General features: G+C 72.0%; 28 protein-coding genes. 20 read left to right on the forward strand and 8 right to left on the reverse strand.

All coding sequences use genetic code 11. From position 1 onward, the window contains the following. Nucleotides 1-59 precede the first annotated feature (59 nt). Nucleotides 60-467 (reverse strand): MarR family winged helix-turn-helix transcriptional regulator, encoded by a 408-nt coding sequence (locus BOSE127_RS00180; RefSeq protein ID WP_159555936.1) that lies wholly within the window; start codon nt 465-467, stop codon nt 60-62. A gap of 76 nt (nt 468-543) precedes the next feature. On the opposite strand from BOSE127_RS00180, the gene BOSE127_RS00185 reads away from it, so the two are divergent. The 4 genes from BOSE127_RS00185 to BOSE127_RS00200 all read left to right on the forward strand — a co-directional run bounded on the left by BOSE127_RS00185 (nt 544) and on the right by BOSE127_RS00200 (nt 5,784). Continuing rightward, on the forward strand, nt 544-2,658 hold the full coding sequence (locus tag BOSE127_RS00185; RefSeq protein WP_159555937.1) for an MMPL family transporter: 2,115 nt from the start codon (nt 544-546) through the stop codon (nt 2,656-2,658). 12 nt (nt 2,659-2,670) lie between these two features. Then, nucleotides 2,671-3,321: a GntR family transcriptional regulator gene (locus BOSE127_RS00190; RefSeq protein WP_017887541.1), complete on the forward strand. Its 651-nt coding sequence runs from the start codon at nt 2,671-2,673 to the stop codon at nt 3,319-3,321. Nucleotides 3,322-3,466: 145 nt separating this feature from the next. Next, the gene (locus BOSE127_RS00195) at nt 3,467-4,963 is read left to right on the forward strand and encodes an LCP family protein (RefSeq protein ID WP_017887540.1); all 1,497 of its coding nucleotides are present in this window, start codon (nt 3,467-3,469) and stop codon (nt 4,961-4,963) included. Between the two features lie 38 nt (nt 4,964-5,001). After that, a complete protein-coding gene (locus BOSE127_RS00200; RefSeq protein WP_017887539.1) occupies nt 5,002-5,784 on the forward strand; it encodes an endonuclease/exonuclease/phosphatase family protein in 783 nt (260 codons plus the stop codon). Nucleotides 5,785-5,814: 30 nt separating this feature from the next. Here BOSE127_RS00200 and BOSE127_RS00205 read toward each other — a convergent pair whose 3' ends face one another. After that, complete coding sequence (locus BOSE127_RS00205; protein ID WP_017887538.1) at nt 5,815-6,564, reverse strand: hypothetical protein; 750 nt, start codon at nt 6,562-6,564, stop codon at nt 5,815-5,817. Nucleotides 6,565-6,762: 198 nt separating this feature from the next. On the opposite strand from BOSE127_RS00205, the gene BOSE127_RS00210 reads away from it, so the two are divergent. Further along, on the forward strand, nt 6,763-7,689 hold the full coding sequence (locus tag BOSE127_RS00210) for an SDR family oxidoreductase (RefSeq protein ID WP_159555938.1): 927 nt from the start codon (nt 6,763-6,765) through the stop codon (nt 7,687-7,689). Between the two features lie 97 nt (nt 7,690-7,786). On the opposite strand, the gene BOSE127_RS00215 is transcribed toward BOSE127_RS00210, so the two are convergent. Further along, a complete protein-coding gene (locus tag BOSE127_RS00215) occupies nt 7,787-8,104 on the reverse strand; it encodes a hypothetical protein (protein WP_017887536.1) in 318 nt (105 codons plus the stop codon). Nucleotides 8,105-8,189: 85 nt separating this feature from the next. Here BOSE127_RS00215 and BOSE127_RS00220 point away from each other — a divergent pair, with 85 nt between their 5' ends. Together BOSE127_RS00220 and BOSE127_RS00225 are read left to right on the forward strand one after the other, a co-directional pair. Then, nucleotides 8,190-8,408 (forward strand): hypothetical protein, encoded by a 219-nt coding sequence (locus BOSE127_RS00220; protein WP_159555939.1) that lies wholly within the window; start codon nt 8,190-8,192, stop codon nt 8,406-8,408. Nucleotides 8,409-8,499: 91 nt separating this feature from the next. Next, nucleotides 8,500-8,694, forward strand: a complete 195-nt coding sequence (locus BOSE127_RS00225) for a DUF2795 domain-containing protein (RefSeq protein ID WP_027467172.1) — start codon at nt 8,500-8,502, stop codon at nt 8,692-8,694. 89 nt (nt 8,695-8,783) lie between these two features. On the opposite strand, the gene BOSE127_RS00230 is transcribed toward BOSE127_RS00225, so the two are convergent. The 3 genes from BOSE127_RS00230 to BOSE127_RS00240 all read right to left on the reverse strand — a co-directional run bounded on the left by BOSE127_RS00230 (nt 8,784) and on the right by BOSE127_RS00240 (nt 11,160). After that, nucleotides 8,784-10,310 carry a threonine/serine ThrE exporter family protein gene (locus BOSE127_RS00230; RefSeq protein ID WP_017887533.1) on the reverse strand — a complete coding sequence of 509 codons (1,527 nt, stop codon included), beginning with the start codon at nt 10,308-10,310 and terminating at the stop codon, nt 8,784-8,786. A 58-nt stretch (nt 10,311-10,368) separates the two neighbouring features. After that, complete coding sequence (locus BOSE127_RS00235; protein ID WP_159555940.1) at nt 10,369-10,623, reverse strand: hypothetical protein; 255 nt, start codon at nt 10,621-10,623, stop codon at nt 10,369-10,371. A 96-nt stretch (nt 10,624-10,719) separates the two neighbouring features. After that, nucleotides 10,720-11,160, reverse strand: a complete 441-nt coding sequence (locus BOSE127_RS00240) for an OsmC family peroxiredoxin (protein WP_042541027.1) — start codon at nt 11,158-11,160, stop codon at nt 10,720-10,722. 123 nt (nt 11,161-11,283) lie between these two features. Here BOSE127_RS00240 and BOSE127_RS00245 point away from each other — a divergent pair, with 123 nt between their 5' ends. Together BOSE127_RS00245 and BOSE127_RS00250 are read left to right on the forward strand one after the other, a co-directional pair. After that, nucleotides 11,284-11,898: a DUF805 domain-containing protein gene (locus BOSE127_RS00245; RefSeq protein WP_042541025.1), complete on the forward strand. Its 615-nt coding sequence runs from the start codon at nt 11,284-11,286 to the stop codon at nt 11,896-11,898. 22 nt (nt 11,899-11,920) lie between these two features. After that, complete coding sequence (locus BOSE127_RS00250) at nt 11,921-12,964, forward strand: NAD(P)-dependent alcohol dehydrogenase (protein WP_042541023.1); 1,044 nt, start codon at nt 11,921-11,923, stop codon at nt 12,962-12,964. Between the two features lie 111 nt (nt 12,965-13,075). Here BOSE127_RS00250 and BOSE127_RS00255 read toward each other — a convergent pair whose 3' ends face one another. After that, nucleotides 13,076-14,950 carry a gamma-glutamyltransferase family protein gene (locus BOSE127_RS00255; RefSeq protein WP_159555941.1) on the reverse strand — a complete coding sequence of 625 codons (1,875 nt, stop codon included), beginning with the start codon at nt 14,948-14,950 and terminating at the stop codon, nt 13,076-13,078. Between the two features lie 158 nt (nt 14,951-15,108). On the opposite strand from BOSE127_RS00255, the gene BOSE127_RS17465 reads away from it, so the two are divergent. From BOSE127_RS17465 to BOSE127_RS00305, 10 genes are all read left to right on the forward strand, one after another. Continuing rightward, nucleotides 15,109-16,305: a peptidoglycan DD-metalloendopeptidase family protein gene (locus BOSE127_RS17465; protein WP_159555942.1), complete on the forward strand. Its 1,197-nt coding sequence runs from the start codon at nt 15,109-15,111 to the stop codon at nt 16,303-16,305. 201 nt (nt 16,306-16,506) lie between these two features. Then, complete coding sequence (locus BOSE127_RS00265; RefSeq protein WP_056073201.1) at nt 16,507-16,743, forward strand: sigma factor-like helix-turn-helix DNA-binding protein; 237 nt, start codon at nt 16,507-16,509, stop codon at nt 16,741-16,743. A gap of 26 nt (nt 16,744-16,769) precedes the next feature. Next, nucleotides 16,770-17,573 (forward strand): sulfite exporter TauE/SafE family protein, encoded by an 804-nt coding sequence (locus BOSE127_RS00270; protein WP_159555943.1) that lies wholly within the window; start codon nt 16,770-16,772, stop codon nt 17,571-17,573. After that, nucleotides 17,570-18,205: a DNA alkylation repair protein gene (locus tag BOSE127_RS00275; RefSeq protein ID WP_052481944.1), complete on the forward strand. Its 636-nt coding sequence runs from the start codon at nt 17,570-17,572 to the stop codon at nt 18,203-18,205. The genes BOSE127_RS00270 and BOSE127_RS00275 overlap by 4 nt, the downstream gene beginning before the upstream one ends. A gap of 154 nt (nt 18,206-18,359) precedes the next feature. After that, nucleotides 18,360-19,553 (forward strand): zinc-dependent alcohol dehydrogenase, encoded by a 1,194-nt coding sequence (locus BOSE127_RS00280; protein WP_017887523.1) that lies wholly within the window; start codon nt 18,360-18,362, stop codon nt 19,551-19,553. Then, nucleotides 19,553-20,677, forward strand: a complete 1,125-nt coding sequence (locus BOSE127_RS00285; RefSeq protein ID WP_042541017.1) for an NAD-dependent epimerase/dehydratase family protein — start codon at nt 19,553-19,555, stop codon at nt 20,675-20,677. Before BOSE127_RS00280 ends, BOSE127_RS00285 begins: the two co-directional genes overlap by 1 nt. 274 nt (nt 20,678-20,951) lie before the next feature. Next, complete coding sequence (locus tag BOSE127_RS00290; RefSeq protein WP_156463926.1) at nt 20,952-21,254, forward strand: SHOCT domain-containing protein; 303 nt, start codon at nt 20,952-20,954, stop codon at nt 21,252-21,254. Beyond that, nucleotides 21,251-21,505, forward strand: coding sequence for a hypothetical protein (locus BOSE127_RS00295; protein ID WP_017887520.1), 255 nt, complete (start codon nt 21,251-21,253; stop codon nt 21,503-21,505). Before BOSE127_RS00290 ends, BOSE127_RS00295 begins: the two co-directional genes overlap by 4 nt. Before the next feature lie 9 nt (nt 21,506-21,514). After that, nucleotides 21,515-21,925, forward strand: a complete 411-nt coding sequence (locus tag BOSE127_RS00300) for a DUF6314 family protein (protein ID WP_056073193.1) — start codon at nt 21,515-21,517, stop codon at nt 21,923-21,925. A gap of 47 nt (nt 21,926-21,972) precedes the next feature. Next, the gene (locus BOSE127_RS00305; RefSeq protein ID WP_017887518.1) at nt 21,973-22,638 is read left to right on the forward strand and encodes a pentapeptide repeat-containing protein; all 666 of its coding nucleotides are present in this window, start codon (nt 21,973-21,975) and stop codon (nt 22,636-22,638) included. Nucleotides 22,639-22,698: 60 nt separating this feature from the next. Here BOSE127_RS00305 and BOSE127_RS00310 read toward each other — a convergent pair whose 3' ends face one another. Then, the gene (locus BOSE127_RS00310) at nt 22,699-23,694 is read right to left on the reverse strand and encodes an NAD(P)/FAD-dependent oxidoreductase (protein WP_056073190.1); all 996 of its coding nucleotides are present in this window, start codon (nt 23,692-23,694) and stop codon (nt 22,699-22,701) included. Between the two features lie 58 nt (nt 23,695-23,752). Here BOSE127_RS00310 and BOSE127_RS00315 point away from each other — a divergent pair, with 58 nt between their 5' ends. Next, a complete protein-coding gene (locus BOSE127_RS00315) occupies nt 23,753-24,370 on the forward strand; it encodes a helix-turn-helix domain-containing protein (protein WP_056073188.1) in 618 nt (205 codons plus the stop codon). The last annotated feature ends 1 nt before the right edge of the window (nt 24,371 follow it).

Here is a 24,371-nt window from a genome sequence, read left to right on the forward strand (position 1 = left end):
GGGTCGGCGAGCAACCGACCCGAGGATCTTATCGCATGTGGTATTTCAAGTACAGCGTTTCAGTCCTGCTGTGGTTTCGCCAGGACCTCGCGAAGCGCGACCCGCAGGGCGGCGTCCTCGGGCAGGACCTCGCGCTCGATGTGCCGCGCGGTCTCCCAGGCCGACCGTCCGGCCGGCGTCACGCTGACCACGCGGCGGCGACGGTCCGCGGCGTGCGGTGTGCGCTCGACCAGGCCGTCGCGCTCCATCCGCTCGAGGGTGCGGGACATCGTCTGCGGCTGGACCCGGGCCGTGCGGGCGATGGTGTCGGCGCCGGTCGGGCCGGTCCGGATGAGGATGTCGATCGCGACGACGGCGGCGTGCGAGAGCCCGATGGCCCGGAGTCGTTCGTCCCAGTCCCGCTCGACGGAGCGTGCGGCCGCGGACAGCAGTCGTCCGAGGGGCCACTGCTCGGTCGTGTCCTCCATGTCGTGATTCTACGGTGGGCGGTGCGCGCGATCGTCAAGTAATCAGCATGCTGACGATCGGTGTACGCTCGCCGACGTGTCCCGCTTCCTCCGCATCGTCCTCCCCGCGCTCGTCATCGTGGTCTGGCTCGGCATCGCCTCGGTCGGCGGTCCGTTCTTCGGCAAGATCTCCGAGGTCTCCACCAACGACCAGACCTCGTTCCTGCCCGCCTCTGCCGACGCCACGAAGGTGCAGGAGCGGTCCTCGGAGTTCCGCGACGAGTCCGGGGCACCCGCGATCATCGTCCTCGAGCGTGACGGGGGACTGACCTCGACCGACCTCGCCGACGCGAAGGCGCTCACCACGACGCTGTCCGACCGCGCGGACGTCGAGGCCGTCAGCCCGGTGATCCCGAGCAAGGACGGCGATGCGGTCGAGATCGTCGCGACGCTCACCCAGGACGCCGAGACCGGCGCCGCGGTCGAGGCCGTCCGGGCCGACGTGGGCGATGCCCTGCCGTCCGGTGTGCGCGGGTACGTCACCGGTCCGGCCGGGTTCACCGCCGACCTGACCGAGGCCTTCGCCGGCATCGACGGGCTGCTGCTCGGGGTGGCGCTCGCCGCGGTCTTCGTGATCCTGATCATCGTCTACCGATCCCCCCTGCTCCCGGTCCTGGTGCTCGGGACCGCCACGTTCGCCCTCTGTGCCTCGATCCTCGTGGTCTGGTGGCTCGCCAAGGCCGACATCGTGACGGTCAACGGGCAGGTGCAGGGGATCCTGTCGATCCTGGTGATCGGTGCCGCGACCGACTACGCGCTCCTGTACACCGCGCGCTTCCGTGAGGCCCTGCGTGACCACCGCACCGGCTGGGACGCGACGAAGGCCGCGCTGCGCGGGAGCCTCGAGCCGATCCTGGCCTCGGGCGGCACGGTGATCGTCGGGGTGCTCTGCCTGCTGCTGTCCGACCTCAACTCGAACAAGGCGCTCGGCCCCGTCGCCGCCATCGGCATCGCGTTCAGCCTGCTCGCCGCCCTGACACTCCTGCCCGCGCTGCTGCTCGCGTTCCGCCGTGCGGCGTTCTGGCCCCTCCGTCCCGTGCACGGCAGCGCCCACCCCGTGCTCACCGGCCCCGACGCCCGTGGTGTCTGGGCACGCGTCGGCCGGCTCGTCGCCCGTCGTTCGCGGGTGGTGTGGATCGTCTGCACGGTCGGACTGCTCGCGATGGGCGCCGGCCTGTTCGGGCTCAAGGCCGACGGTGTGCCGCAGAGCGACCTGATCATCGGGTCGTCCCAGGCACGCGACGGGCAGGACGTGCTGGCCGACCACTTCCCCGGCGGCTCCGGCAGCCCCGCGCAGGTGATCGGCGCCGAGCGGGACCTCGACCAGCTCGTCGACGCGATCACGGCGGTCGACGGGGTCGACGGTGTCGTGGCCGCGGCGAAGGACAGCCCCGCCGGCACCGTCCCGGTGACCGGGGACACCGCAGGCAGCGCCGCGCCGACCGTCTCCCGCGGCGACGTCCTGCTCGAGGCGACCCTGTCGGACGCCGCAGACTCCGACGCCGCCGAGCAGACCGTCCGCGACCTCCGCACCGCCGTCGAACGGGTCGACCCGGGCGCGATCGTCGGTGGCGTCACCGCGACGGCGGTCGACACGAACGACACCGGCATCCGCGACCGCACGCTCATCATCCCCGTGGTGCTCGTCGTGATCCTGCTGATCCTGATGCTCCTGCTCCGCAGCGTCGTCGCACCGCTCGTCCTGATCGGCAGCGTGATCGTCTCGTTCGCGGCGGCCCTCGGTGTCGGTGCCCTCGTCTTCGACCACGTGTTCCACTTCCCGGGCGCCGACCCGAGCGTGCCGCTGTACTCGTTCGTGTTCCTGGTGGCCCTGGGCGTCGACTACAACATCTTCCTCATGACCCGGGTGCGCGAAGAAGCACTGCGCCACGGTCCGCGCGAGGGCGTCCTGCGCGGCCTGGGGGTGACCGGCGGGGTGATCACGTCCGCCGGCGTCGTGCTGGCCGCCACGTTCGCGGCCCTCGGCGTCATCCCGATCCTGTTCCTCGTGCAGATCGCGTTCGTCGTCGCGTTCGGCGTGCTGCTCGACACGATCGTGGTCCGGTCGCTGCTCGTGCCGGCACTGGCGTACGACCTCGGGCACCGGGCCTGGTGGCCCTCGCGCCTCTCGCGCACGCGCCCTGACATGTGACACGCTAGGCCCATGCCAGTTCCCTCGACGCAGCCCGCCGCAGAGCGCAAGCTCCTCCGTGACACGGTGCAGGACAAGATCCGCGACGCCATCATGGACGGCACGCTCGAACCCGGGGAACGGCTCAACGACGACGACCTCATCGCGTGGCTCGGGGTGTCCCGCACGCCGATCCGCGAAGCCCTCGCCGAACTCGCCCGTGCCGGCCTCATCGAGATGGCGCCGAACCGCTACACCCGGGTCGCGGCACCGACGAAGGAAGAACTCCTCGACGCGTACCGCACCCTCGGTGTGATCTACGGCGGCGTCGTGCGGCTCGCGGTGCCCCGGTTCACGGACGCGCAGCGCAAGAAGATCGTGAAGATGCTCGACGACGTGCACGCGCGGGTGAGCGCCGACGAGCAGGACAAGGTCGCGCGCGACGGTGCCGGCATCTACGCGATGTGGGCCGACGCGTGCGGCAACCCGTCGCTCGTGCAGCTCTGCGCGTCGACCACGGACGGGCTCTCCTTCAAGCTCCGCGTGCCGGAGCTCGCCGAGCTCCTGCCGGCCGACGTGATCCTGCCCGAGCTGACGAAGCTCAAGGACGCCGTCGTCGCGAAGGACCCGATCGCCGCCGAGCTCGCCATGGAGGCGATCCACCTGCTCCCGTCGCGCGACTAGCGTCACGAGCGCGACCGGTGACGGACAGGAGGCCCGTGGCAGCACCGCGGACACCGTTCCGTCACTCAGGTGGTGACGGCCACTACGGGGTGACCTTCCAGGCGCATCCCATGTCGTCCGTCCACTCGCCGGTTATGGTTTCCCGGTGAGCAACGAACCCGAGCAGACGACCGAGCCCGCGCGCCGCGGTGCCGCGACGCCGCGCCACGGGCGCCAGAAGCGTCGGGCGGGCGTGGTGTTCCCGGCCGTCGCGGGGGTGCTCACGATGGCCCTCCTGCTGGGCGTCGGGTACGCGGGCTACGCGTACAACCAGCTGTCCGACGGCGTCACGATCGTCAACGCGATCACCGGCAAGAAGGACACGAAGGACGACGTCGACGGCAAGGCGCAGAACATCCTGCTCGTCGGCGACGATCACCGTCCGGACAACGCCACCCCGGAGCAGCTCGCCGAACTCAGCACCCAGGACGACGGCGGTGCGACGAACACCGACACGATGATCGTGCTGCACATCAGCGCCGACGGCAGCCAGGCGACGATGATCTCGTTCCCCCGTGACTCGTACGTCGACATCCCCGACGTCGGCAAGGGCAAGCTCAACAGCGCCTTCTACTACGGCACGCTCAACGGCGGTGGGGACACCGGCGGTGCGAAGATGCTCATCAAGACCATCGAGAACCTGAGCGGCCTGCAGATCGACCACTACGTCCGCGTCTCGCTGCTCGGCTTCTACCAGGTGGTCAAGGAGCTCGGACCGGTCGAGGTCTGCCTGAACCAGGCGACGAACGACCCCTACTCCGGCGTCAACCTGCCCGCGGGCAAGTCCTCGCTGAACGCGAAGGAGGCGCTGTCCTTCGTGCGCCAGCGCCACGGCCTGCCGAACGGCGACCTGGACCGCAACGTGCGCCAGCAGTACTTCCTGTCGCAGGAGGCACGGAAGGTCACGTCGGCCGGCACGCTGCTCAACCCCGTGAAGATGGGCAACATCCTCAAGGCCGTCGGTGGATCGATCCAGACCGACACCGACCTGATCGACCTCGCCTCGCAGATGCGCAACCTGCGGCCCGGCAACATCCAGTCGGCCACGATCCCGACCCTCGGCACCCCGACCATCTACGTGAACGGCTCGCCGCTGTCCATCGTCGAGGTCGACACCGTCGGACTGCCCGCGTTCGTGCAGGGCCTGGTGGGGCAGCCCGAGGCGTACACGAAGGCCCGCCGCGCGCAGCCCGCGAACACCTCGGTCACCGTGCTGAACGGCAGCGGGGTCGAGGGTGCTGCGACCGCGGCCGGCCAGGTCCTGACCGCCCGCGGTTTCCAGGTCCCGCCGGCCGGCTCGTCCGCGACGACGAAGACGACGCAGGTGCAGTACCCCGCCGGCCAGGAGGCGCAGGCGAAGGCCGTCGTGTCCGCGGTCCCCGGCGCCGTCGCCGTCCGCACCGCCAGCGTGACCGGTGTCACCCTGGTGCTCGGCACCGACGGCAAGACCGCGAAGCCGGTCGCGACCGAGCCGAGCGCCGGGGCCTCGACGCCGGCGACCGGCGGCTCGGGCTCGAAGCCGACGAAGAAGCCCGCGAAGGAACCGACGCCCAAGTCGACCGACGTGCACAACTACGGCACCGAGGGCACCTGCATCAACTGATGGGAACCCGCCGGGGGACCGGTCGGTAGGTTCGTGGAGTGACCAGCGCCGCACGCCCGATCGTCCTGATGACCTACAACATCAAGAACCCGGACCCCGCGCACGACTGGCCGGCCCGACTACCGGTCGTGCTCGACGTCATCCGTCGACACGACCCCGACGTGCTGTGCGTGCAAGAGGCCTTCGCCCACCAGATGGACGACCTGCGTGCCGGTCTGCCGGACCACGCCGACGTCGGGCAGGGGCGCGAGGGCGGCGACGCCGGCGAGCACGCGGCCGTCTTCTACCGCCGCGACCGCTTCCGCCCGTCCGACGAGGGGTCGTTCTGGCTGTCGGACACCCCGGACGAGCCCGTCTCGAACACCTGGGGCAGCCTGTACCCGCGGATCGCGAACCACGCCCGGTTCCTCGACGCCGAGGGTCCCGCGTTCACCCTGCTCACCACACACCTGGACCACGAGCCCGGGCCGCACGGTGACGAGGTCCGGGGCCGGAGCGCCGCGCTCATCGCCGAACGGTTGGCCGGCACCACCGGGCCGGTCGTGTTCGCCGGGGACTGCAACGAACCCGCGGGCACCGGCACGGCATCGCGGGTGTTCGCCGAAGCCGGGTTCGAAGACGCCTGGCTGGCTGCGGGTGACCCGTCCGACCGCACCGCCACGTTCAACGACTGGCAGCCGCCGGTCGACTCGGCCGAGCGGATCGACTGGGTGCTCACCCGGGGCGTCAACGCCGTGGACCGCGTGGTGATCGACCACGACGGCCCCGAGACCTGGTTCGCCAGCGACCACTTCCCGGTGATCACGACCCTGCGGGTCTGAACCGGTTCAGCAGCTGCGCTCTGCTCGCTGTCAGCAGCTGCGCTGCGCGTGGACGGGCATCGGTGAGCCGAGCACCGTGACGGTCGTCTCGTTCGTCAGCGCGGAGACCCCGTTGGTCCCGGCATCGTCGGTGCGCTTGCCCGACTCGTGGTCGTCACCGTCGTCGTGGTGCCGGTCCGCCCACCCTTCGCGGAGCAGGAGCTGCCAGGCACGCGAGTCGTCCGATCCGAAGGAGACGCGCTCGGAGCGGGGCGCGTCGGCGATCTCGTTCCCGATGTCGTCGCCCACCCGGACGCCGTCCGGGCCGGTCAGTTCGATCTGCCTGCCGAAGGTGCTGCGGACCGCGTCGCGCAACACCCGGATCTCGACGGCGTTGCCGGCCGCGGCGTCGGTCGTCAGGGCTGCCACGCGGACGGCGCCGCCCCAGGTGTACGTGGTGCCCGCGGGGAAGCACGCCCCGCCGTCGCCCTCGGCCGTCTGCGTGCGCGACGGGGTGCCGAGCAGCCGGTTCAGCACGCTCACGGTCAGGCCGGAGTCGCGCATCGAGGACTCGACGACGGTGTCGTCGCCGTCCCGGAGCACCAGGGCCTCGGCGTCGAGCTCGATCGAGTCCACACGGCGGAGGTCCGCGTTCGTCACGTGGACCGGAGCGGCGTCGTGCGAGGTCTCGGCAGCGACGGCCACGTCGACGCCGAGCCCGGTGGTGCCGTCGAACGCGAGCGCACCGGCCGAGAAGGCCAGCACGGCGGCGCCGAGCGCCAGCAGGGTCCGAGGAGTCACCGTTCGACGGTACGACCTCGGTCGGGGCAGAACGACAGGTGTTACCGAATCGGGGCCGGCCCGTCACCGGACCGTGACAAACGAGGATCACGCACCTGCGGCCCCGGACCGGAGCGGACGGCGGGCGCAGGCCGCTCCGCGCACCGGGGGACAGCCTCCTGGACGGCCCGCAGCGACCCCCTGCGTACCGTCGGCGGCATGACGGACCACCAGAACGACCAGACCGGGCCTGACCAGTACGTGATGCAGGACCCCACGAAGATGTACGCCGACAAGAAGCCCGACGAGCAGTACCTCGAGGGTGCCGGCACCGACGGGGAGATGGCGCAGAACGTCCCCGCCGACCACGGTGAGGACACCTACCGGGGCTCGGGTCGTCTGACCGGCCGCAAGGCGCTCGTCACCGGTGGCGACTCCGGCATCGGTGCCGCCGTCGCCATCGCCTACGCCCGTGAGGGTGCGGACGTCGCGATCTCGTACCTGCCCGAGGAGCAGGAGGACGCCGACCGCATCGTCAGCCTGATCGAGGCAGCCGGCCGCAAGGCCGTCGCGCTGCCGGGCGACATCACCTCGCTCCAGGTCTGCGAGCAGCTCGTGGCCGACGCCGTCGAGCAGCTCGGCGGCCTCGACATCCTGGTGAACAACGCCGGCAAGCAGCAGAACGTCGACGACATCACCAAGATCTCCGACGAGGAGTTCGACGAGACCTTCAAGACGAACGCCTACGCGACGTTCCGGATCACGAAGGCAGCCGTGCCGCACCTGCAGCCCGGCTCCACGATCATCAACACGACGTCGATCCAGGCGTACGCTCCGTCGCCGCACCTGGTGCACTACGCGGCCACGAAGGCGACCGTGAACAACATGGCCAAGGGCCTGGCCGCGCAGCTCGCGCCGAAGGGGATCCGCGTGAACGCGGTCGCTCCCGGCCCGATCTGGACGCCGCTGCAGCCGGCCGGCGGCCAGCCGCCCGAGGCGCTGCCGAGCGCGGGCGAGCAGACCTACCTGGGTCGCTGGGGCCAGCCGGCAGAGCTCGCGCCGGCGCACGTGTTCCTGGCGAGCGGTGAGTCGTCGTACGTCGTGGGCGAGACGCTGCACGTCGACGGTGGGATGCCGACGCCGTAGGGCGCCTGTTCTGACAGGACCCTGACGGGACGCGCGGTGCCGGTGGGCACCGCGCCTCCCGTCGTCCGTGTGGTCGGGTCGACGGCGTCTGGTCGCGTCAGCAGGTGACGGAGCGTGCCATCCGCTCGAGGAGCTCGCGCGCGGACATCGCGGCGGCCAGCTCGACCTCGACGGGGTTGATGCCGATCGCCTGCTCGAAGGCGCGGCGCCGGGCCTGGTCGGCGATCGGTACCTCGGGGCGCTGGGGGAGCACCGCGATGGCCCGAGCCGCCGCCTCGAAGGCACCGACGGGCCGGCCGAGCTGCTCCCACATGGCCCGGACGTCGTGCGCCACCTGGTCGGGATCGCCGCCGAACTCGAACCCGGCGGAGGCCATGGTGGCGAGTCCCTGGGCTGTGGGGTCGTTCGGGGTCATGCCCGCATGGTCGCACGGACGGCCGCGAACCGGCTCGACGTCCGGGTCTGTCCCCCCTTGTGCCGCCACCCGTACCGGGGTGCTGGTGCCCCGGCGTTGTGTGTTCGGCGGCGCCGAGCAGCTCATCGCGCTGTACGAGGGGCTGCAGCTGCAGGCCCTGCTGCGTGCCGAGCTCGACCTCGTGGCGGCGTTCGACCGTGCCGTCGCCCGGTTCGAGCGCGGCTGGATGGATCGGTACGAGCCGCAGGCTGCCCGCCGTCTGGCGATGTGGGACGACGACGGCTCGGGCAGCTGGGAACTCTGACCGGCGGTTCGTCCACGGAGCGCGTTCCTTGCGTCGTCGTGCAGCGCACCGCGGGTACCCCGGGTGTCGTAACCCGACGGAAGGAACCGACATGGCAGCACCGAACCCCATCCAGGTCCAGAAGTACCTGAGCGGCATCGACTACCCGGCCTCGAAGGACGACGTGGTCTCCACCGCCGAGCAGGAGGGCGCTCCGGACGACGTCCTCGAGGCGCTCCGCGCGATCCCGGACGGCGAGTACGACGCCCCGACCGCGGTGTCGAGCGCGGTCTCGGACGCCGGCTGACGTCGACCGAGCCCGTTCAGTGAGCAGAAGACGTCGGGTGCGATGACCGCACCCGACGTCTTCTGCTCACCGAGCGCACCCCGCCGCGCTCACGACGCGCCGCCGGCACCACCGCTCCGCGACCCGCGCGGCACCGACCCGTCGCCGGGGTCGTACCCGGTGTCCCGGATGACCCGCAGTGCCCTGGTGTCGTTGTGGACGGAGTGCACGACGACCCGACGGGTGCGTCGGAGTGCTCGCCGGGCACCCGGTGTCGCGAAGAGCCCACCGAGCACCAGGCCCGCGCCGATCCCCAGCGCCACGGACACCGCCGCCACGAAGTCGAGGGCCGCGCTCGACGAACCGGACATGAAGTTCAGCAGGGCGTCGGACACGGCGACACCGGGCAGGAGCGCTCCGCAGAACGCCGGCACCGCGATCGCCGCCACGGCCGTCCGCATCCGGACCGCCGCGTAGGTCGACAGCACGCCCAGCAGGACCGCCGCCAGGAACGTCGCACCGAGCAGCGGCAGGCCGAGCTGCCGCAGCCCCCACAGTGACGCACCCGCGGCGACCGAGAACACCACGGTGACGGGGATCACCCGCGCGCTGGCCTGCTGCACGAAGCAGTTCGCCCCGGCCGACACCACGGTGAGCGAGAGCGAGGCCCACAACGGCAGCGTCTGCGTGACGATGCCGGACGGGTCGACCTCGAGGTGCAGCCACTTCGTCATCGCGATCCCGGCGGGCACCCCCACCACGATCGCCGCGATGACCAGCCCGATGTAGAACGCGCGGGCGACCGCCATCGCCCGGAACCCGGAGATCGCGTCCTGGGCCCAGGTCACGAGCGCGACGTGCGGCAGGAGCAGGACCACCAGCGCCGCCACCATGGTCGCGGCGCCGGCCGGGTGCAGCACACCCGCGCCGATCGCGAGGGTGCCGATCACGGACGCCACCGCCCCCTGCGCCCCGGACACGAAGAACTGCGGGTAGCCGCGGCCGGTCAGCCAGCGCCCCGACAGGATGATCCCGAACATCAGCACGAACGCTCCGATGCCCGCTCGCCACCCGCCGCCGGCCTGCATCGCGATCGAGGTGCCCAGGATCGACAGCCCCACGTCGGCGAGCCACGTGGGCCAGCGTGGCGGCATCCGCAGCACCGCGACGAGGGCGCTCACCGCCGAGGTCATGTCGCGCTCGTCGTGGATCAGGTCGTCGACGATCTGGTTCGCCCGCGCCAACCGGTCGAGGTCGGAGCCGTCGGAGCTGACCGTCCGGACCTTGACGAGCGGCGGGACGTCGGCCGGGGCGTACTGGATGGTCACCGAGCTGCCGGAGAAGTCCAGGTCGAGCGGGGCGAGGTTCCACTTCGTCGAGACCGCCACCACGGCCGTCTCGACGCTGCGGGTGTCGGCACCGGAGGCGAGCATGACCTCGGCCAGGTCGAGGCAGAAGTCGACGATCTGCGTCGCCGTGTACTGGTCGCGCCCCTTGGCGTCGGGCTCGACGTGCTCGTAGATCGTGCCGCGCAGCCGGGCCCGTGCGTCGCGCAGGTCGTGCTGCGCGAGACTGCGCCGGCGTGGCCGGGGCGGGCGGCCCGGCTTGTGCGGGCCCGGGGGGTGCTGCTCGGCCATCCCGCCATGGTGCCAGTCGACGGCAGCTGAGTCCGGACGTCCGCTGGACGCGTCCGGATCAGCTCCGGCGGCGCGCGCTGAGTCTGCCGAGGGCGAACGCCGCGACGACCGCGCCCACCAGCACGAGGACCGGTCCGACCGTCAGCTGCCACGGGCGCACGCTCGGGACGAACGTGACGTGGGCCAGGGGCGCGTACGCGAACCATTCCGCTGAGGCCGACGGCGCCGTCAACACGAACACGACCCCGACCACGACGGTCAGCAGGCCGAGCCAGAGGGCGACGAGGGTCGGGGTGGCGAGGAATCGGGGCACGGCACCCAGCGTAGGTGGGCGACGGACGGGAGGCCCGGTACCAGCTGGCACCGGGCCTCCCGTCCGTCACGTCGTGACGGTTCCTGCTTCGCGCGCCTACTGCTCGAAGGTCGCGTGCAGCGTGATCTCGACGCCGGTCAGTGCCTTGCTGACGGGGCAGGTCGCCTTGGCGTCCTCGGCGGCCTTGAGGAAGGCGGCCTCGTCGATGCCGGAGACCTCGCCGCTGACGGTCAGGACGATGCCGGTGAGGCGGAAGCCGCCGTCCGGGTCCGGGCCGAGCGAGACGTCGGCCTTGACGTCGAGGGCCTCGACCGTGCCGCCGGCCTCGCCGAGGACGGCGGAGAACTGCATGGCGTAGCAGGCCGAGTGGGCGGCGGCGATGAGCTCCTCGGGGCTCGTGGTGCCGCCGGCGTCCTCGGCGGTGCGCTTCGGGAACGAGACGTCGTACGTGCCGACCTTCGAGCTCGAGAGTTCGACCTGGCCGGAACCGTCCTCGAGGCCGCCGTTCCAGGCGGTGCGTGCGGTGCGAGTGGGCATGCCCGCTCCTTTCGTGTGGGGGAGTGGTCCCGAATGGGACCACCGCTCCCGAGTCAATCCGAGAACGCTCGTTCTCGCAACCGGCTCACGGTGAAGACGCAGGTCTGCCCTACGATCGGGCGCATGGGGGACAGTGAGGCCGTGAACTTCCGCAGGTCCGTGCTCGAACAGGGTCCGGCCGACGTGACGAACCCGGTGGTCGCCTGGCTGCGGTTCTGGACGCAAGGGTGGCGGTTCCACGGACGGGCGAGCCGTTCGGAGTTCTGGTGGGTGATCGCGCTCGAGCTCGCGCTGGCCGGGGTCGCGCTCTGGGTCGTCGGTGTGCACGGGACCGGAGGGCGGTGGGAGCTGTACGTCGACCCGTTCGGAGCCGTCCCCTCACCGCAGGTCTCGTTCGACCTGGTCGACCGCGGGCGGGACGGGTCGTTCGGTTGGGGGGCCGGCAACCGGGAGGTCTGGCCGGACGGGTGGGACCTGGTGCTGCTCGTCCCGACGATCCTGACCATCGTGCCCCGGTGGTCGCTGCTCGTGCGGCGGCTGCACGACCGGGACCACACCGGGCTGTGGATCCTGCTCCTCGTGTTCACCGGACCGATCGGCTGGCTCGTGGTGATGGGTATGGCCGCGAGCCGGCCCCGTCCGGGCGGAGCACGGTTCGACCGCGGTCTGTTCGGCGGCGGACGCGATCTCGCGGCAACTGGACGACACATGTCGTCCACGACGACAGGTGTAGCGTGAAGGGCGATCAAAGGAGACACCCATGCGCGCCGTCGTGTTCGAGCAGTACCAGACCTTCCCGTCCCTGACCGAGGTCCCGAAGCCCGCACCCGGACCCGGTGAGGTCCTGCTCAAGGTCGCCGGCGCCGGTGCCTGCCACTCCGACGTCGCCGTGTACCGCGAGTTCCAGCAGGGGCAGCCGGGAGCCCAGGCCCCCGCCTTCGTGCTCGGCCACGAGAACTCCGGCTGGGTCGAGGCCGTCGGTGACGGGGTGACGGGCTTCGCCGAGGGTGACGCCTACCTGGTCTACGGACCGGTCGGCTGCGGGCACTGCTCGTACTGCTCGAAGGGCCAGGACACCTACTGCGAGAACGCCGCGACGAACCCGTACATGGGCATCGGCCTCGGTCGCGACGGCGGCATGGCGGAGTACGTCAGCGTCCCCGCGCGGAACCTCGTGCCGCTCGGCGACGCCGACCCGGTCGCCGCCGCACCGCTGAGCGACGCCGCCCTCACGCCGTACCACGCGATCAAGAACTCCCTGCCGAACCTGGCCGGGGGCGGTCGCTTCGCACTCGTCGTCGGGCTCGGTGGCCTCGGGCAGATCGCCGTGCAGATCCTGACGGCGCTCACCGGCGCCACGGTCATCGCGACCGACATGAAGCAGGACGCGATGGACCGCGCGGCCGCCCGCGGCGCGATCACCGTCCCCGGTGGCCGGGACCAGGCGGAGCGCATCCGCGAGATCACCGGCGGACGCGGTGTCGATGCGGCGTTCGACTTCGTCGGAGCCACTCCCACGATCGGGGTCGCGCAGGCCTCGATGGCGGTCGGCGGCCGGTTCACCGTCGTCGGGATCGCGGGCGGCACCACCGAGTGGAACTTCTTCGCGACGCCGTACGAGTCGACGATCACGAACACTTACTGGGGCACCATCGAGGACCTGCACGAGGTCGTCGCGATGTACCGCGCCGGGCAGATCGTGCCCGACGTCGAGCGGTACGCGCTGTCCGACGCGCTCGAGGCGTACCGGAAGCTCGAGGCCGGCGAGCTCTCGGGCCGCGCGGTCGTCGTCCCGACGCTCTGAGCCGGGCTCGGGCGTCCCAGGTGGAATCGGGCGTCCCTGGTCAGAAGTTTCGACCAGGGACGCCCGATCCCTCTTTCCAGCGCGGGTGCTCTGGGAAGGAACGAGCGCCGGTCAGCGTCCCGCGGCGTACCCCTGGTTGCCGCGGGGGTTCGCGGCGGCGCCGAGGACACCGGTGTCCGGGTCGCGCGTGACGCACGTCAACCGGCCGAGGCTCCAGTCGCCACCACGCGTGACGACGTGTCCGCGGGCCTCGAGCGCGGCGATCACCTCGTCGCCCAGGCGGTCCTCGACCACCAGGCCCGCGGGCTCCCAGGTGCGCGGCCAGAACGACCCCGGGAACGACGTGGTGTGCAGGGCCGGGGCGTCGATGGCCTGCTGCGGGGAGTACCCGCCGACGATCCAGCGCAGCAGGAACAGCAGCTGCCACTGGTCCTGCTGGTCACCGCCGGGGGAGCCGAGCGCCGCAACCGGCTGCCCGTCGCGGAGCACCAGGGTCGGCGTCAGCGTGGTGCGGGGGCGCTCGCCGGGGCGCAGGGTCGAGGCCGTGTCCGGTTCGAGCCACGTCATCTGCAGGCGGGTGCCGAGGCAGAACCCGAGCTCCGGGATCGTCGGTGAGGACTGCAGCCAGCCGCCGGACGGGGTCGCGCTGACGATGTTGCCCCAGCGGTCCACGACGTCGATGTGGCACGTGTCGCCGCGGGTCTCGCCGTCGGGGGTCACGAACGGCTCACCGCGGTCCTCGACCGGAGCAGCCGGGGGGACGTCGCCGTCACGGTCGCGGGCGACCTGCACGGTCGGTTCGCCCACGCCCGCCGCCGCGGCGGAGCCGGAGGACGTGCGGATCGGCGGCATGGCGTGTCCGACCCCGGCGATCGTGCCGGGCCGGAGTTCGGCCGACGCACGCTCGCCGATGAGGGCGCGGCGTTCGTCGGCGTAGGCGTCGGAGAGCAGGACGTCGAGCGGGACCTCGCCGTCGCCGTAGAAGGCCTCGCGGTCGGCGAGCGCGAGCTTCTGCGCCTCGACGATCGTGTGCGCACCGAGCTCGGTGGAAGGGTCGAGCAGGGCGTCGTCGAGCGGTTCGAGCAGCCGCAGGGTCTGGAGCAGTGCCGGGCCCTGGCCCCACGCGCCGGTCTTGGCGATCGTGCAGCCCCGGAACGCCACCGTCGTCGCGGGTTCGTACGAGGCCCGGAACGCGGCCAGGTCGGACGCGCGGATGACGCCGGCATGGTCGATGCCCGATGCGTGCCGGTGCGGTTCGCGGACGAACCGGTCGATCGCCTCGGCGACGAACCCCTCCGCCCACTCGGACCGAGCCGCGTCGATGCGGCCGGTCCGGCTGCCGGCGCCCGAACCGGCGTCGACCAGTCGGTCGAGCACGGTGGCGAGCGCCTCGTTGCGCACCAGGTCCCCGGGGACCGGCACCGCGCCTCCCGGCAGCCACTGCGTGGCGGAGGTGGGCCAGTGCTCCTCGAACAGGTCCCGCACGGTCGTGATCGTCCGGACCACCGCCGGTGTGACCGGGTGGCCGTCGCGGGCGTACCCGACGGCCGGCGCGAGGACGTCCGCCAGCTCCCAGGTGCCGTGGTCACGGAGCAGCAGGAGCCAGGCGTCGACCGCGCCGGGGACGGCCGCGGCCAGCGCGCCGGAGCCGGGGACCAGGTCGAGCCCCTCGGCGCGGTAGTGCTCCGGTGTCGCACCCTCGGGAGCCGGACCCTGCCCGACCAGCACCGTCGGCGTGGGGTTCGCGGCCGTCGCGAAGACCGCCGTCAGGTCACCGCCCGGGCCGTTGAGATGCGGCTCCACGACGTGCAGGACGAAGGCCCCGGCGACGGCCGCGTCGAACGCGTTGCCACCACGTTCGAGCACGGACTGGGCGGTCGCCGTCGCGATCCAGTGCGTCGAGGCCGCCATCCCGAACGTGCCCCGCAGGTCAGGTCGAGTGGTCTGCGCAGGGGGCTGGACGAAGGCAGGATTCGGCGTCGGCATGCCCCCATCCTGTCCCGCGGTGACCGGTCCGGTGCTGGAGACCCCCCGTCCGCGGGGTTGTGCACCCCGTGCAGAAAAGCGAACATCGTTCGGCGACTCGTGCAGGGCGAGCGCCGAACGGCCGCGCGCTCGTGTGGTCGGCCCGAGGCAGGGGATCCATGACCACCACTCCGTCGACCGTCGCTCGTGCGCGCCGACTCCCACGCATCGCCGGCGCCGTGATGGCACTGGCCCTGGCGGCCGGGGCAGCCGTCGCGACGGCCGAACCGGCAGCGGCCTCTGCCGTCTGGGTCGGCTCGGTCCCCGCCGGCACGAAGATCCTGCCCGGCGACCAGGTCACGTCGCCGAACGGCCAGTTCAAGCTCATCATGCAGGGCGACGGCAACCTGGTCGAGTACGGCATCGGCAACCGCGTGCTGTGGGCGTCGAACACCGCCGGCAACTCCGGGGCGATCGCCGTCGTGCGCAAGGACCGCGCCCTCGACATCACCCGGAACGGCAAGCGCCTGGTGCGCTGGACGTCGGCGGGCACCGCGAGCTCCACGGCGTTCAAGGTCCGCGCCGACGGCACGATGGCCCTGCTCGCCGGCAAGGCCGTCGTCGTGGGCTGGACCGGGTTCCAGGACCGCGTCGCGTCGGGCAACAGGATCCTCGGCGGGACGGTCCTGCGCTCCGACACCTCGAACACGCGGATCCTCAACATGCGCACCGACGGCAACCTGGTGCAGAAGGTCAGCGGACGGGTCGTCTGGCAGTCGCGGACCGGCGGCCACCCGGGCGCCTGGGCCGAGCTGCAGACCAAGGGCAACTTCGTCATCTGGACCCGTGACGCGTCGCGCAAGAAGGTCGCGATCTGGAGCTCCCGCACCAGCACCGCCGGGTCGGGCAACCTGCTCGTGCAGGTCGACGGCAACGTGGTGCTCTACGGGGCGAAGGACACCCGTGTCTGGTCGAGCCGACCGGTCACCGGCCTGGCCTGGCCCGTCAACGGCACGAAGATCACCGGGCGGTACGGCGACGACCGCGGCGCCGGGCACGTCCCGCGCTACCACCAGGGCACCGACGCCCCCGTGCCGGTCGGCACTCCCGTGTACGGCTCGGGGACGGGCACCGTGACGCGGACGGTCGCGAACGACGGGGCCTACGGCAACTACATCGTCGTGACGTACGGCATGACGACGGTCCTGACGGCGCACCTCAGCAAGATCGAGGTGAAGCAGGGGCAGATCGTGAAGCTCGGCACCGAGATCGCCAAGTCCGGCAACACCGGGCAGTCGACGGGGCCGCACGTGCACGTCGAGACGCGGCGGAACGGCGTGCTCGTCGACCCGCTGAAGAACATGCACTTCCGCTGACGCGGGCGGGGAGTCGTTCGTCGTTCGCACGTCGCGTGTGTCGCACGCGTCCTCGCCCCGCGCATCGAGTGAGCAGAAAAGGTCGGGTGGCTCGAGGGCACTCGACCTTTTCTGCTCACTCGATGAAGGGCCTCGCACGGTGCGAGGAGCCCGCTGTCCCGGATCGGCTTCGTCGCAGGGGTCGATCAGGATGACGTCACCGTGGTCATCCGCGCCGAGCTCGAGCCTGACCTGGCGCGCTCGCTCGAGGAAGCCACGGCGCTGCGGGCCGAGGCCGAGGCGAAGGAGGCTCGAGCGCTCTCGCTGCGGCGAGCGATCGCTGTCTCGCTGAAGGACGACGGCCTCACCCTGCGGGACATCGCTGTCGTCCTCGGCGTCTCGTACCAGCGCGTGCACCAGCTCGTGCACGAGGACGAGCGGGCGCTGGCTGCGTCGTAGCCCGCGGCGCGGATAGCCTGGGCGGGATGAGGAAGCGTGGCGGGACCGGGATCGTGTTGGTGGCGATCGGGGTCCTGGCGGGGGTGCTGTCCGGACTGTTCGGCGTCGGCGGTGGGGTCATCGTCGTGCCGGCGCTGATGGCCTTCGCACAGATGGACCAACGACGGGCCTCGGCCACCTCGCTCGTGGCGATCGCCCCCGCGGCCGTCGTCGGGGCGATCGCGTACGCCGTGCAGGGCGAGGTGCACTGGTTCGCGGCCCTGACCCTGGCGATCGGCAGCGTCATCGGCGCCCCGATCGGCGCACGGCTGCTCCGTGCCCTGCCGCTCCGCGTGCTGCCGTGGATCTTCGTGGGGTTCATCGCCGTCGTGCTCGTGTCGCTGTTCACCACGGTGCCGACCCGCGGTGGCGAGGTGCACTTCGGGGTCGTCGAGGCGATCGTCCTGCTGTTGCTCGGGCTGCTGTCGGGTGTGCTGTCCGGGCTGGTCGGGGTCGGCGGCGGGGTCGTCATCGTGCCGGGCCTCGAGGTCGTGCTCGGCGCCGGTGACCTGCTGGCGAAGGGCACGTCGCTGCTCACGATGGTGCCGACGTCGGTGTCCGGGACGGTCGCGAACCTGCGGCGCCGCGCGGTCGACCTGCGCGTCGGGTTGACGGTCGGCATCACCGCCGCCGTCTGTTCACCGGGCGGCGCGGTCCTGGCACGCCTGGTCGATCCACAGGTCGGCACCTGGTTGTTCGCGGCGTTCCTGGTGGTCGTCGCGGTCATCGTGCTCAGCCGCGGGCGCCCGAGGGAACCGCAGGCCGACGTGAGCGACGGGGCGGCCGCGTGACGGGCCTCCAGGCAGGGCGTGACGCGGAGGCCGTGCTGGCGGCGTTCGCCCGGACCACCGGCGACGTCGCCGCGGCCCGCAGGGTCGCCCGGCAGTTCCACGACCTCGACGAGGGGGAACGCTCGGCGCTGCTCTGGAGCGAGGACGACGGCGCGAAGCTCGTCGCGGTCCTGCTGCTCGTGCAGGCGATGCGGGCGTACCCGGACCCGGAGCTCACCGACGAGTACCTGTCGGCGGCGAAGGCCGAACGGTTCGAGGACCCGGTGCTCGTCGACCTGGCGGCCGAGGAACTCGTCGGCGCACCGTTGCTGGGCGCCTCGACCGGCCCGCTGTTCGCGCTGGCGAAGTCCGACGTGGCGATGGTCCGGCGGATCGCGGTCGTGGCGACCCTGGCATTCGTGAAGCAGGGCGACGCCGAGGTGCCCCTCGGGATCGCCGGACGCCTGGTGCGGGAGCGCAGCGAGACGGTGCAGTCGGCGCTCGGGTTGGTCCTGCGCGAGACGGGGAAGCGGGCGTCCGAGGCGGCGCTGGTGGCGTTCCTGGAGCAGAGCGGCCGGTTCCTCAGCCCGGCGGCCCGCCGGACGGCGACCGAGCACCTGCCACCGACGGAGCGGGACCGGCTGCGGGGCTGACCGGCGTCCGCCGAGCGGCGCGCCGCCGTCCGCGCGCCGACCCGCGCGAGGGGGACCCGGGGCTGGGAGCGTCCACGGGTCGGACGCGTACCGAGGAGGGGAACGCGAGTCGTGCCTCCAGGCCGGCTCGAAGCGACCACGAGAGGAACGCAACGTGCGCGCACTGACCTACCAGGGCACCGAGAAGGTGTCCGTCGAGACCGTCCCCGACCCGACCATCCAGGAGCCGACCGACGCGATCGTGCGGATCACCTCCTCGGCGATCTGCGGCTCCGACCTGCACCTGTACCGCGTGCTCGGCCCGTACATCGACCGCGGCGACGTCCTCGGCCACGAGCCGATGGGCGTCGTGGAGGAAGTCGGGTCCGGCGTCACCAACCTGAAGGTCGGCGACCGCGTCGTCATCCCCTTCAACATCTCCTGCGGCCACTGCTGGATGTGCCAGCACGGCCTGCAGTCCCAGTGCGAGACCACCCAGGTGACCGAGTACGGCACCGGGGCCTCGCTGTTCGGATACACGAAGATGTACGGCCAGGTCCCCGGCGGCCAGGCCGAGTACCTGCGCGTGCCGCACGCCGACTACGGCCCCATCGTCGTGCCGGACGACGGCACCCCCGACGACCGCTGGCTGTTCCTGAGCGACATCCTGCCCACCGCGTGGCAGGCCGTGCAGTACGCCCAGGTGCCCGAGGGCGGCACGCTCGCCGTGCTCGGCCTCGGCCCGGTCGGCCAGTTCGCCGCCCGCATCGGCAAGCACCTCGGTTACCGCGTGCTCGCCGTCGACCCCGAGCAGGTCCGCCGTGACCTGGGGGCGAAGCACGGCGCCGAGGTGTTCGACCTGACGAAGGACATGGTCCCCGAGCTCGTCGACCTGACCGACGGCCGCGGCCCCGACGGGGTCGTCGACGCGGTCGGTATGGAGGCCCACGGCAACCCGATGGCGGGCTTCGCGCAGCGCGCCGCCGGCCTGCTGCCGGACAAGCTCGCGCAGAAGGCGATCGAGACCGCCGGTGTCGACCGCCTGGCGGCCGTGCACGCGGCGATCGACCTGGTCCGTCGTGGCGGCACCGTCTCGCTGAGCGGTGTCTACGGCGGCATGGCCGACCCGATGCCGATGATGACGCTCTTCGACAAGCAGATCACCATCCGCGAGGGCCAGTGCAACGTGAAGCGCTGGATCGACGACATCATGCCGCTCGTCTCGGACCCGTCGGACCCGCTCGGCACGCTCGACCTGACGTCGCACCGTGTCTCGCTCGAGGACGCGCCGCACATGTACGAGGTCTTCCAGAAGAAGCAGGACGACTGCGTCAAGGTCGTCCTCGACCCCGCGATGGCCGCAGCCTGATGCGGATCGTCGTCGTCGGCGCGACCGGCAACGTCGGGACGGCGGTGCTCCGTCGGCTCGCGGCGGTGCGCGCCGACGGCGACGGTGACGCCGCTGGCCGTGACGCGGTCGGGCCTGACGCCGCTGGCCGTGACGGCGGTGGACGTGACGCCACCGGCCGTGACGGCGCCGGCGTCCAGATCGTCGGCGTCGCCCGGCGGCTGCCGGACCTGCGTGCGGAGCCGTACGACGCCGCCGTCTGGCACGCCGTCGACATCGGTGCCGCGGACGCCGTGGACCAGCTCGCCGCCGTGTTCCAGGGTGCCGACGCCGTCATCCACCTGGCGTGGGCGCTGCAACCGACGCACGACATCCCGGTGCAGTACCGCACGAACGTGACGGGCACGGCGAACGTCCTGGCCGCCGTCGCACGTGCCGAGGTGCCCCAGGTGGTGGTTGCGTCCTCGGTGGGTGCCTACCGCGGGGTGGACGTCGACGGCAAGCGGACTCCCGTGGACGAGAGCTGGCCGACGGACGGCATCCCGACGGCGACGTACTCGATCCACAAGGCCGCCAACGAGGCGGCGATGGACGCGTTCGAGGCCGACCACCCCGCCGTGACCGTCACCCGGCTGCGCCCGGGGCTGATCTTCCAGCGGGACGCCGCCGCCGAGATCCGCGGGCTGTTCCTCGGACACCTGGTGCCGATGTCGATCGTGCGGTGGATCCGCTGGCTCGTGCTGCCGCTGCCCTACCCGTTCGTGTTCCAGGCCGTGCATGCCGACGACGTCGCCGACGCCTACTGGCGCGCGGTCGACCGACGGGCGGGTGGGGCGTTCAACATCGCCGCGACGCCCGTGCTCAACCCGCCGAGACTGGCTCGGGCCTTCGGCATGCTCGGCGCCGTGCGGATCCCGTTGGGGCTGCTGCGCGGGATCGTGACGCTGACGTGGCGGCTGCGGTTGCAGCCGACGGACGCCGGGTGGATCGACATCGCGGCCGGTGTGCCGATCATGCGCACCGACCGTGCCCGGTCGGTGCTCGGATGGGAGGCCCGACACACCTCCGAAGAAGCGTTGCGTGCACTCGTGGCTGGCTTCGCGGACGGTGCGAACGTGCCGGGGTCGGGGCCGCTGCGCGGCTGAGCGGGGTCGGGCTGGCTGGGGTGGGGTGGTCGCCCTGGGTGCGGCTCGCGCTGCCGGGTCGGATCGGGCGTACCGGGTGCTTCCGGGCGTACCGGGTCGGGAGTTCCGACCAGGTACGCCCGTTTCCACGTTCCATCGCGGGCGTTCTGGGAAGGAACGGCCGCTCGTGTTCCCCGTCTCGCGCTAAGCTTCGCTCGTCGTTGTGAGAAGGGGGAGCGCGATGGTGCTCAGTGGTTCAGCGTTCGGTGAGATCGACGGGCCGGGTGGCTCGGGGATGCCCGATCTGTTCGACGGCTGGTTCGGCATCGCCTTCGGGGTCGTCGTCGCCCTGGCGATCCTCACGACCCTGACGATCGCCGTCCTGGCGCTCTACCGGGGCAAGCGGATGGCCGACCGCGGTCAGAACCCGCTCACCATGCAGGAGGACATCGCGTACCAGGCGATGCAGAGCCGCACGTTCGCACCGGACAAGCCGCTCGAACAGCGCCTCGCCGAACTCGACGACCTGCACGCCCGCGGCGTGATCTCCGACGAGGAACACCGCAGCGCCCGAGCGGAAGCCCTGCGCGGACGATGATCGCCTCGGAAGAACTCCGCAACCCCCTCATCCCGCCGGTCTACGACCTCGTCTGGACCCTGCTGATGGTGCTCGTCGTCGTGGCGGTCATCGCCGCCGTGTGCATCGCGGTCGTCCGCAGTCGGCGCCCGCACGGTGCGCGCCGGACCTCGCCGGAACAGCGGCTCCTCGAACTCGACGAGCTGCACGCCCGCGGGGTCATCAGCGAGGACGAGCGCCGAGCCGCGCGGGCGGAGGCCCTGCGCGGTTAGCCTGGGCGGGTGCTGCTGCCGACGGACCTGCTCGGGGTGTGGGAACTCCACCGCACCGTGCACGACCACCGCGCCGGTGCCGCGGGGACCGTCACCGGGACCACCACCCTGACCCGGGTCGGTGACGACGAGGTGCGCTGGGACGAGTCCGGCGTGATGACGTTCGACGGCCGGACGACGCCGGTCTCGCGCACCCTCGTCCTGCGGCGCGGCCCGGACGGCGGCTGGACCGTGCACTTCTCCGACGGTCGGGTCTTCCACGACTGGGTCTGGGGCACGAGCGTCGCCCACGCCTGCGCTCCGGACGACTACACCGGGGCCTTCGACGGCGACCAGGACCGCTGGAGCGTGCGGTGGGAAGCGCGCGGCCCCGCGAAGGACTACCGGCTGGACAGCGTCCTCACCCGACCCCGGTCCTGATCCCGGTCGGGGCCCGCGGGGTCGGCGGTCACCGACAGACTGGGTGCATGGCACGTTCCTCCGGCACCGACGCCCCGCGCATCACCCTGACCGAACCGATGAACCTGGAGGACTGGGCGCCAGCTCCCGGTGACGTCCTGACGGGCGACCGCATCGAGGGCAAGCGCATCGACGTCCTCGACCTGACCGGCGAGCGGCTGCCCGACCTGGAGATCGAGGAGTGCGTCATCGACACGCTCCGGGGGGACGATGCCGACTTCCGTGGGCTCCGCGTCCGTGACTCGATCATCGACTCGCTGGACGCCCCGATCCTGCGGGCATCGAGCAGTACGTGGCGCGAGGTCCGGGTTTCCGGCGGGCGGGTCGGGTCGGCGGAGTTGTACGACTCCGGGCTGAACGGCGTCGAGTTCGTCGGCATGAAGTTCGGGTTCGTGAACCTGCGTGGCTCGACGATCACCGACGTGGTGTTCCGCGACTGCGTCATCGACGAGCTCGACATCGCCGACGCGAAGCTGCTGCGGGTGTCGTTCGACGGCAGCAGCATCCGTGCCGCCGAGGGGTCGAACACCCGCATCGACCACGTCGACCTGCGCGGAGCCGACCTGGACCGGGTCGAACGGCTCGAGGGGTTCCGCGGGGCCACGATCGGCGCCGACCAGCTCTACACGCTCGCGCCGCTGCTGGCTGCACAGGCCGGCTACCGCGTCGACTGACCGAGCCCGGGTTTCGCGCTCACCGACACTGCACGCCCGCCAGGCCCCACGGACTGTCGCTCAGCGCGAAACATCGGCCGCACCGACGCCCGCACCGACCCCGGCCAGCGCCTCCGCCAGGTCGGCCTGCACCAGGTCGCCGTGCACCGCCGCGCCTGTCTGGGTGCCGGCAGCCGCCGACGCGATGACCGTCGCCATCGGGGCCGTCACGTTGCCGGCCGCGTAGACACCCCGAACCGCCGTCTGCCCGGTGGCGTCCACGGTCAGGGCCGTCCCGAACCGGAAGTCACCCATGAACTGGTCGGTGGCGGTGAGGCCCAGCCCGGACAGGAAGCCCACCCGTGCCTCGGGCCGGCTCGCCGTGGCCAGGGCATCGAGTTCGACCGACGAACCGTCGCCGAGCCGGATGCCGGTCAGCCGGTCACCCTCGGACACGACGGCGGCGACGGGGCCCTCGACGACCGAGATGCCGCGGGCGGCCAAACCGGCCAGGGCGGTGTCGTCCATCAGTGCCGGATCGGTCAGGAACACGGTCACCCGCTCGCTCAGCGCCCGGAACATGAGCGCGTGGTGTGCGCCGTTCGGCGTCGTGACCAGGACCCCGATCCGCTGGTCGCGGATCTCCCACCCGTGGCAGAACGGGCAGTGCACGACCCCGCGCCCCCACTGCTCGGCCAGGCCCGGGACCTCCGGCAGGACGTCCACGGCGCCGGAGGCGACGACCAGCCTGCGTGCGGTGACGACCGCGCCGGAGTCCAGCGTGACCGAGAAGCCGACCGTGTCGTGACCGTCACCGGTCGTGGCGGACGTGGCCACGATCCTCCCGGCCGTGACCCGGACGCCGTAGGCGGCGACCTCGTCGCGACCGATGCGGAGCAGCTCGGTGGGTGCGACGCCCTCGTGGCCGAGGTAGTTGTGCGCGCCGGCCGCCGGCGCGTTGCGGGGCTCGCCGGAGTCGACGACGAGCACCGAGCGCCGCGAGCGGCCGAGGATGAGGGCGGCGGACAAGCCGGCGGCCGAGCCGCCGATGACGATGACGTCGAAGTGTTCGGGCATGTGCTGATCATGCGGCGGGAGCGACTGCGACAGCAACGAAGTTTGCCGGTATGGCAACATGGGCGCCATGGGACACGGCAACCGGGACGCGACCGCCCCGCGCTCGACAGCCGAGGTCGTCGACGGGGTCGGCCCCCGACTCCGCGCGCTGCGCGTCCATCGCGACGTGACGCTCGCCGCGCTGTCCGAACAGACGGGGGTGTCGGTGAGCACCCTGTCGCGGCTCGAGTCCGGGCAGCGGAAGCCCACGCTGGAACTGCTGCTGCGCCTCGCCCGGGCCTACATGGTGCCCCTCGACGACCTGGTCGGCGCACCGCAGACGGGCGACCCTCGCGTGCACATGAAGCCCGAGGTGCACGGAGGCCGCGTCGTCGTGCCGCTGACGAAGCGCACCGGCGGGGTGCGCTCGTTCAAGCAGCTGTTCCCGCCGAACACCCCCGGTGGCGAACCGTCGCTCAAGACGCACGAGGGCTACGAGTGGCTCTACGTGCTGTCCGGACGGCTCCGGCTCGTGCTGGGGGAGCACGACCTCGACCTCGGGCCCGGCGAGGTCGCCGAGTTCGACACCCACACCCCGCACTGGATGGGCAACGTGACCGACTCCGTCACCGAGGTGTTGTGCCTGTACGGGCCGCAGGGCGAACGAGCCCACGTGCGGTCTCGTCCGGCCCGCTGAC

This window comes from Curtobacterium sp. 8I-2 (assembly GCF_902506155.1).
GTDB classification, from domain to species: domain Bacteria; phylum Actinomycetota; class Actinomycetes; order Actinomycetales; family Microbacteriaceae; genus Curtobacterium; species Curtobacterium poinsettiae.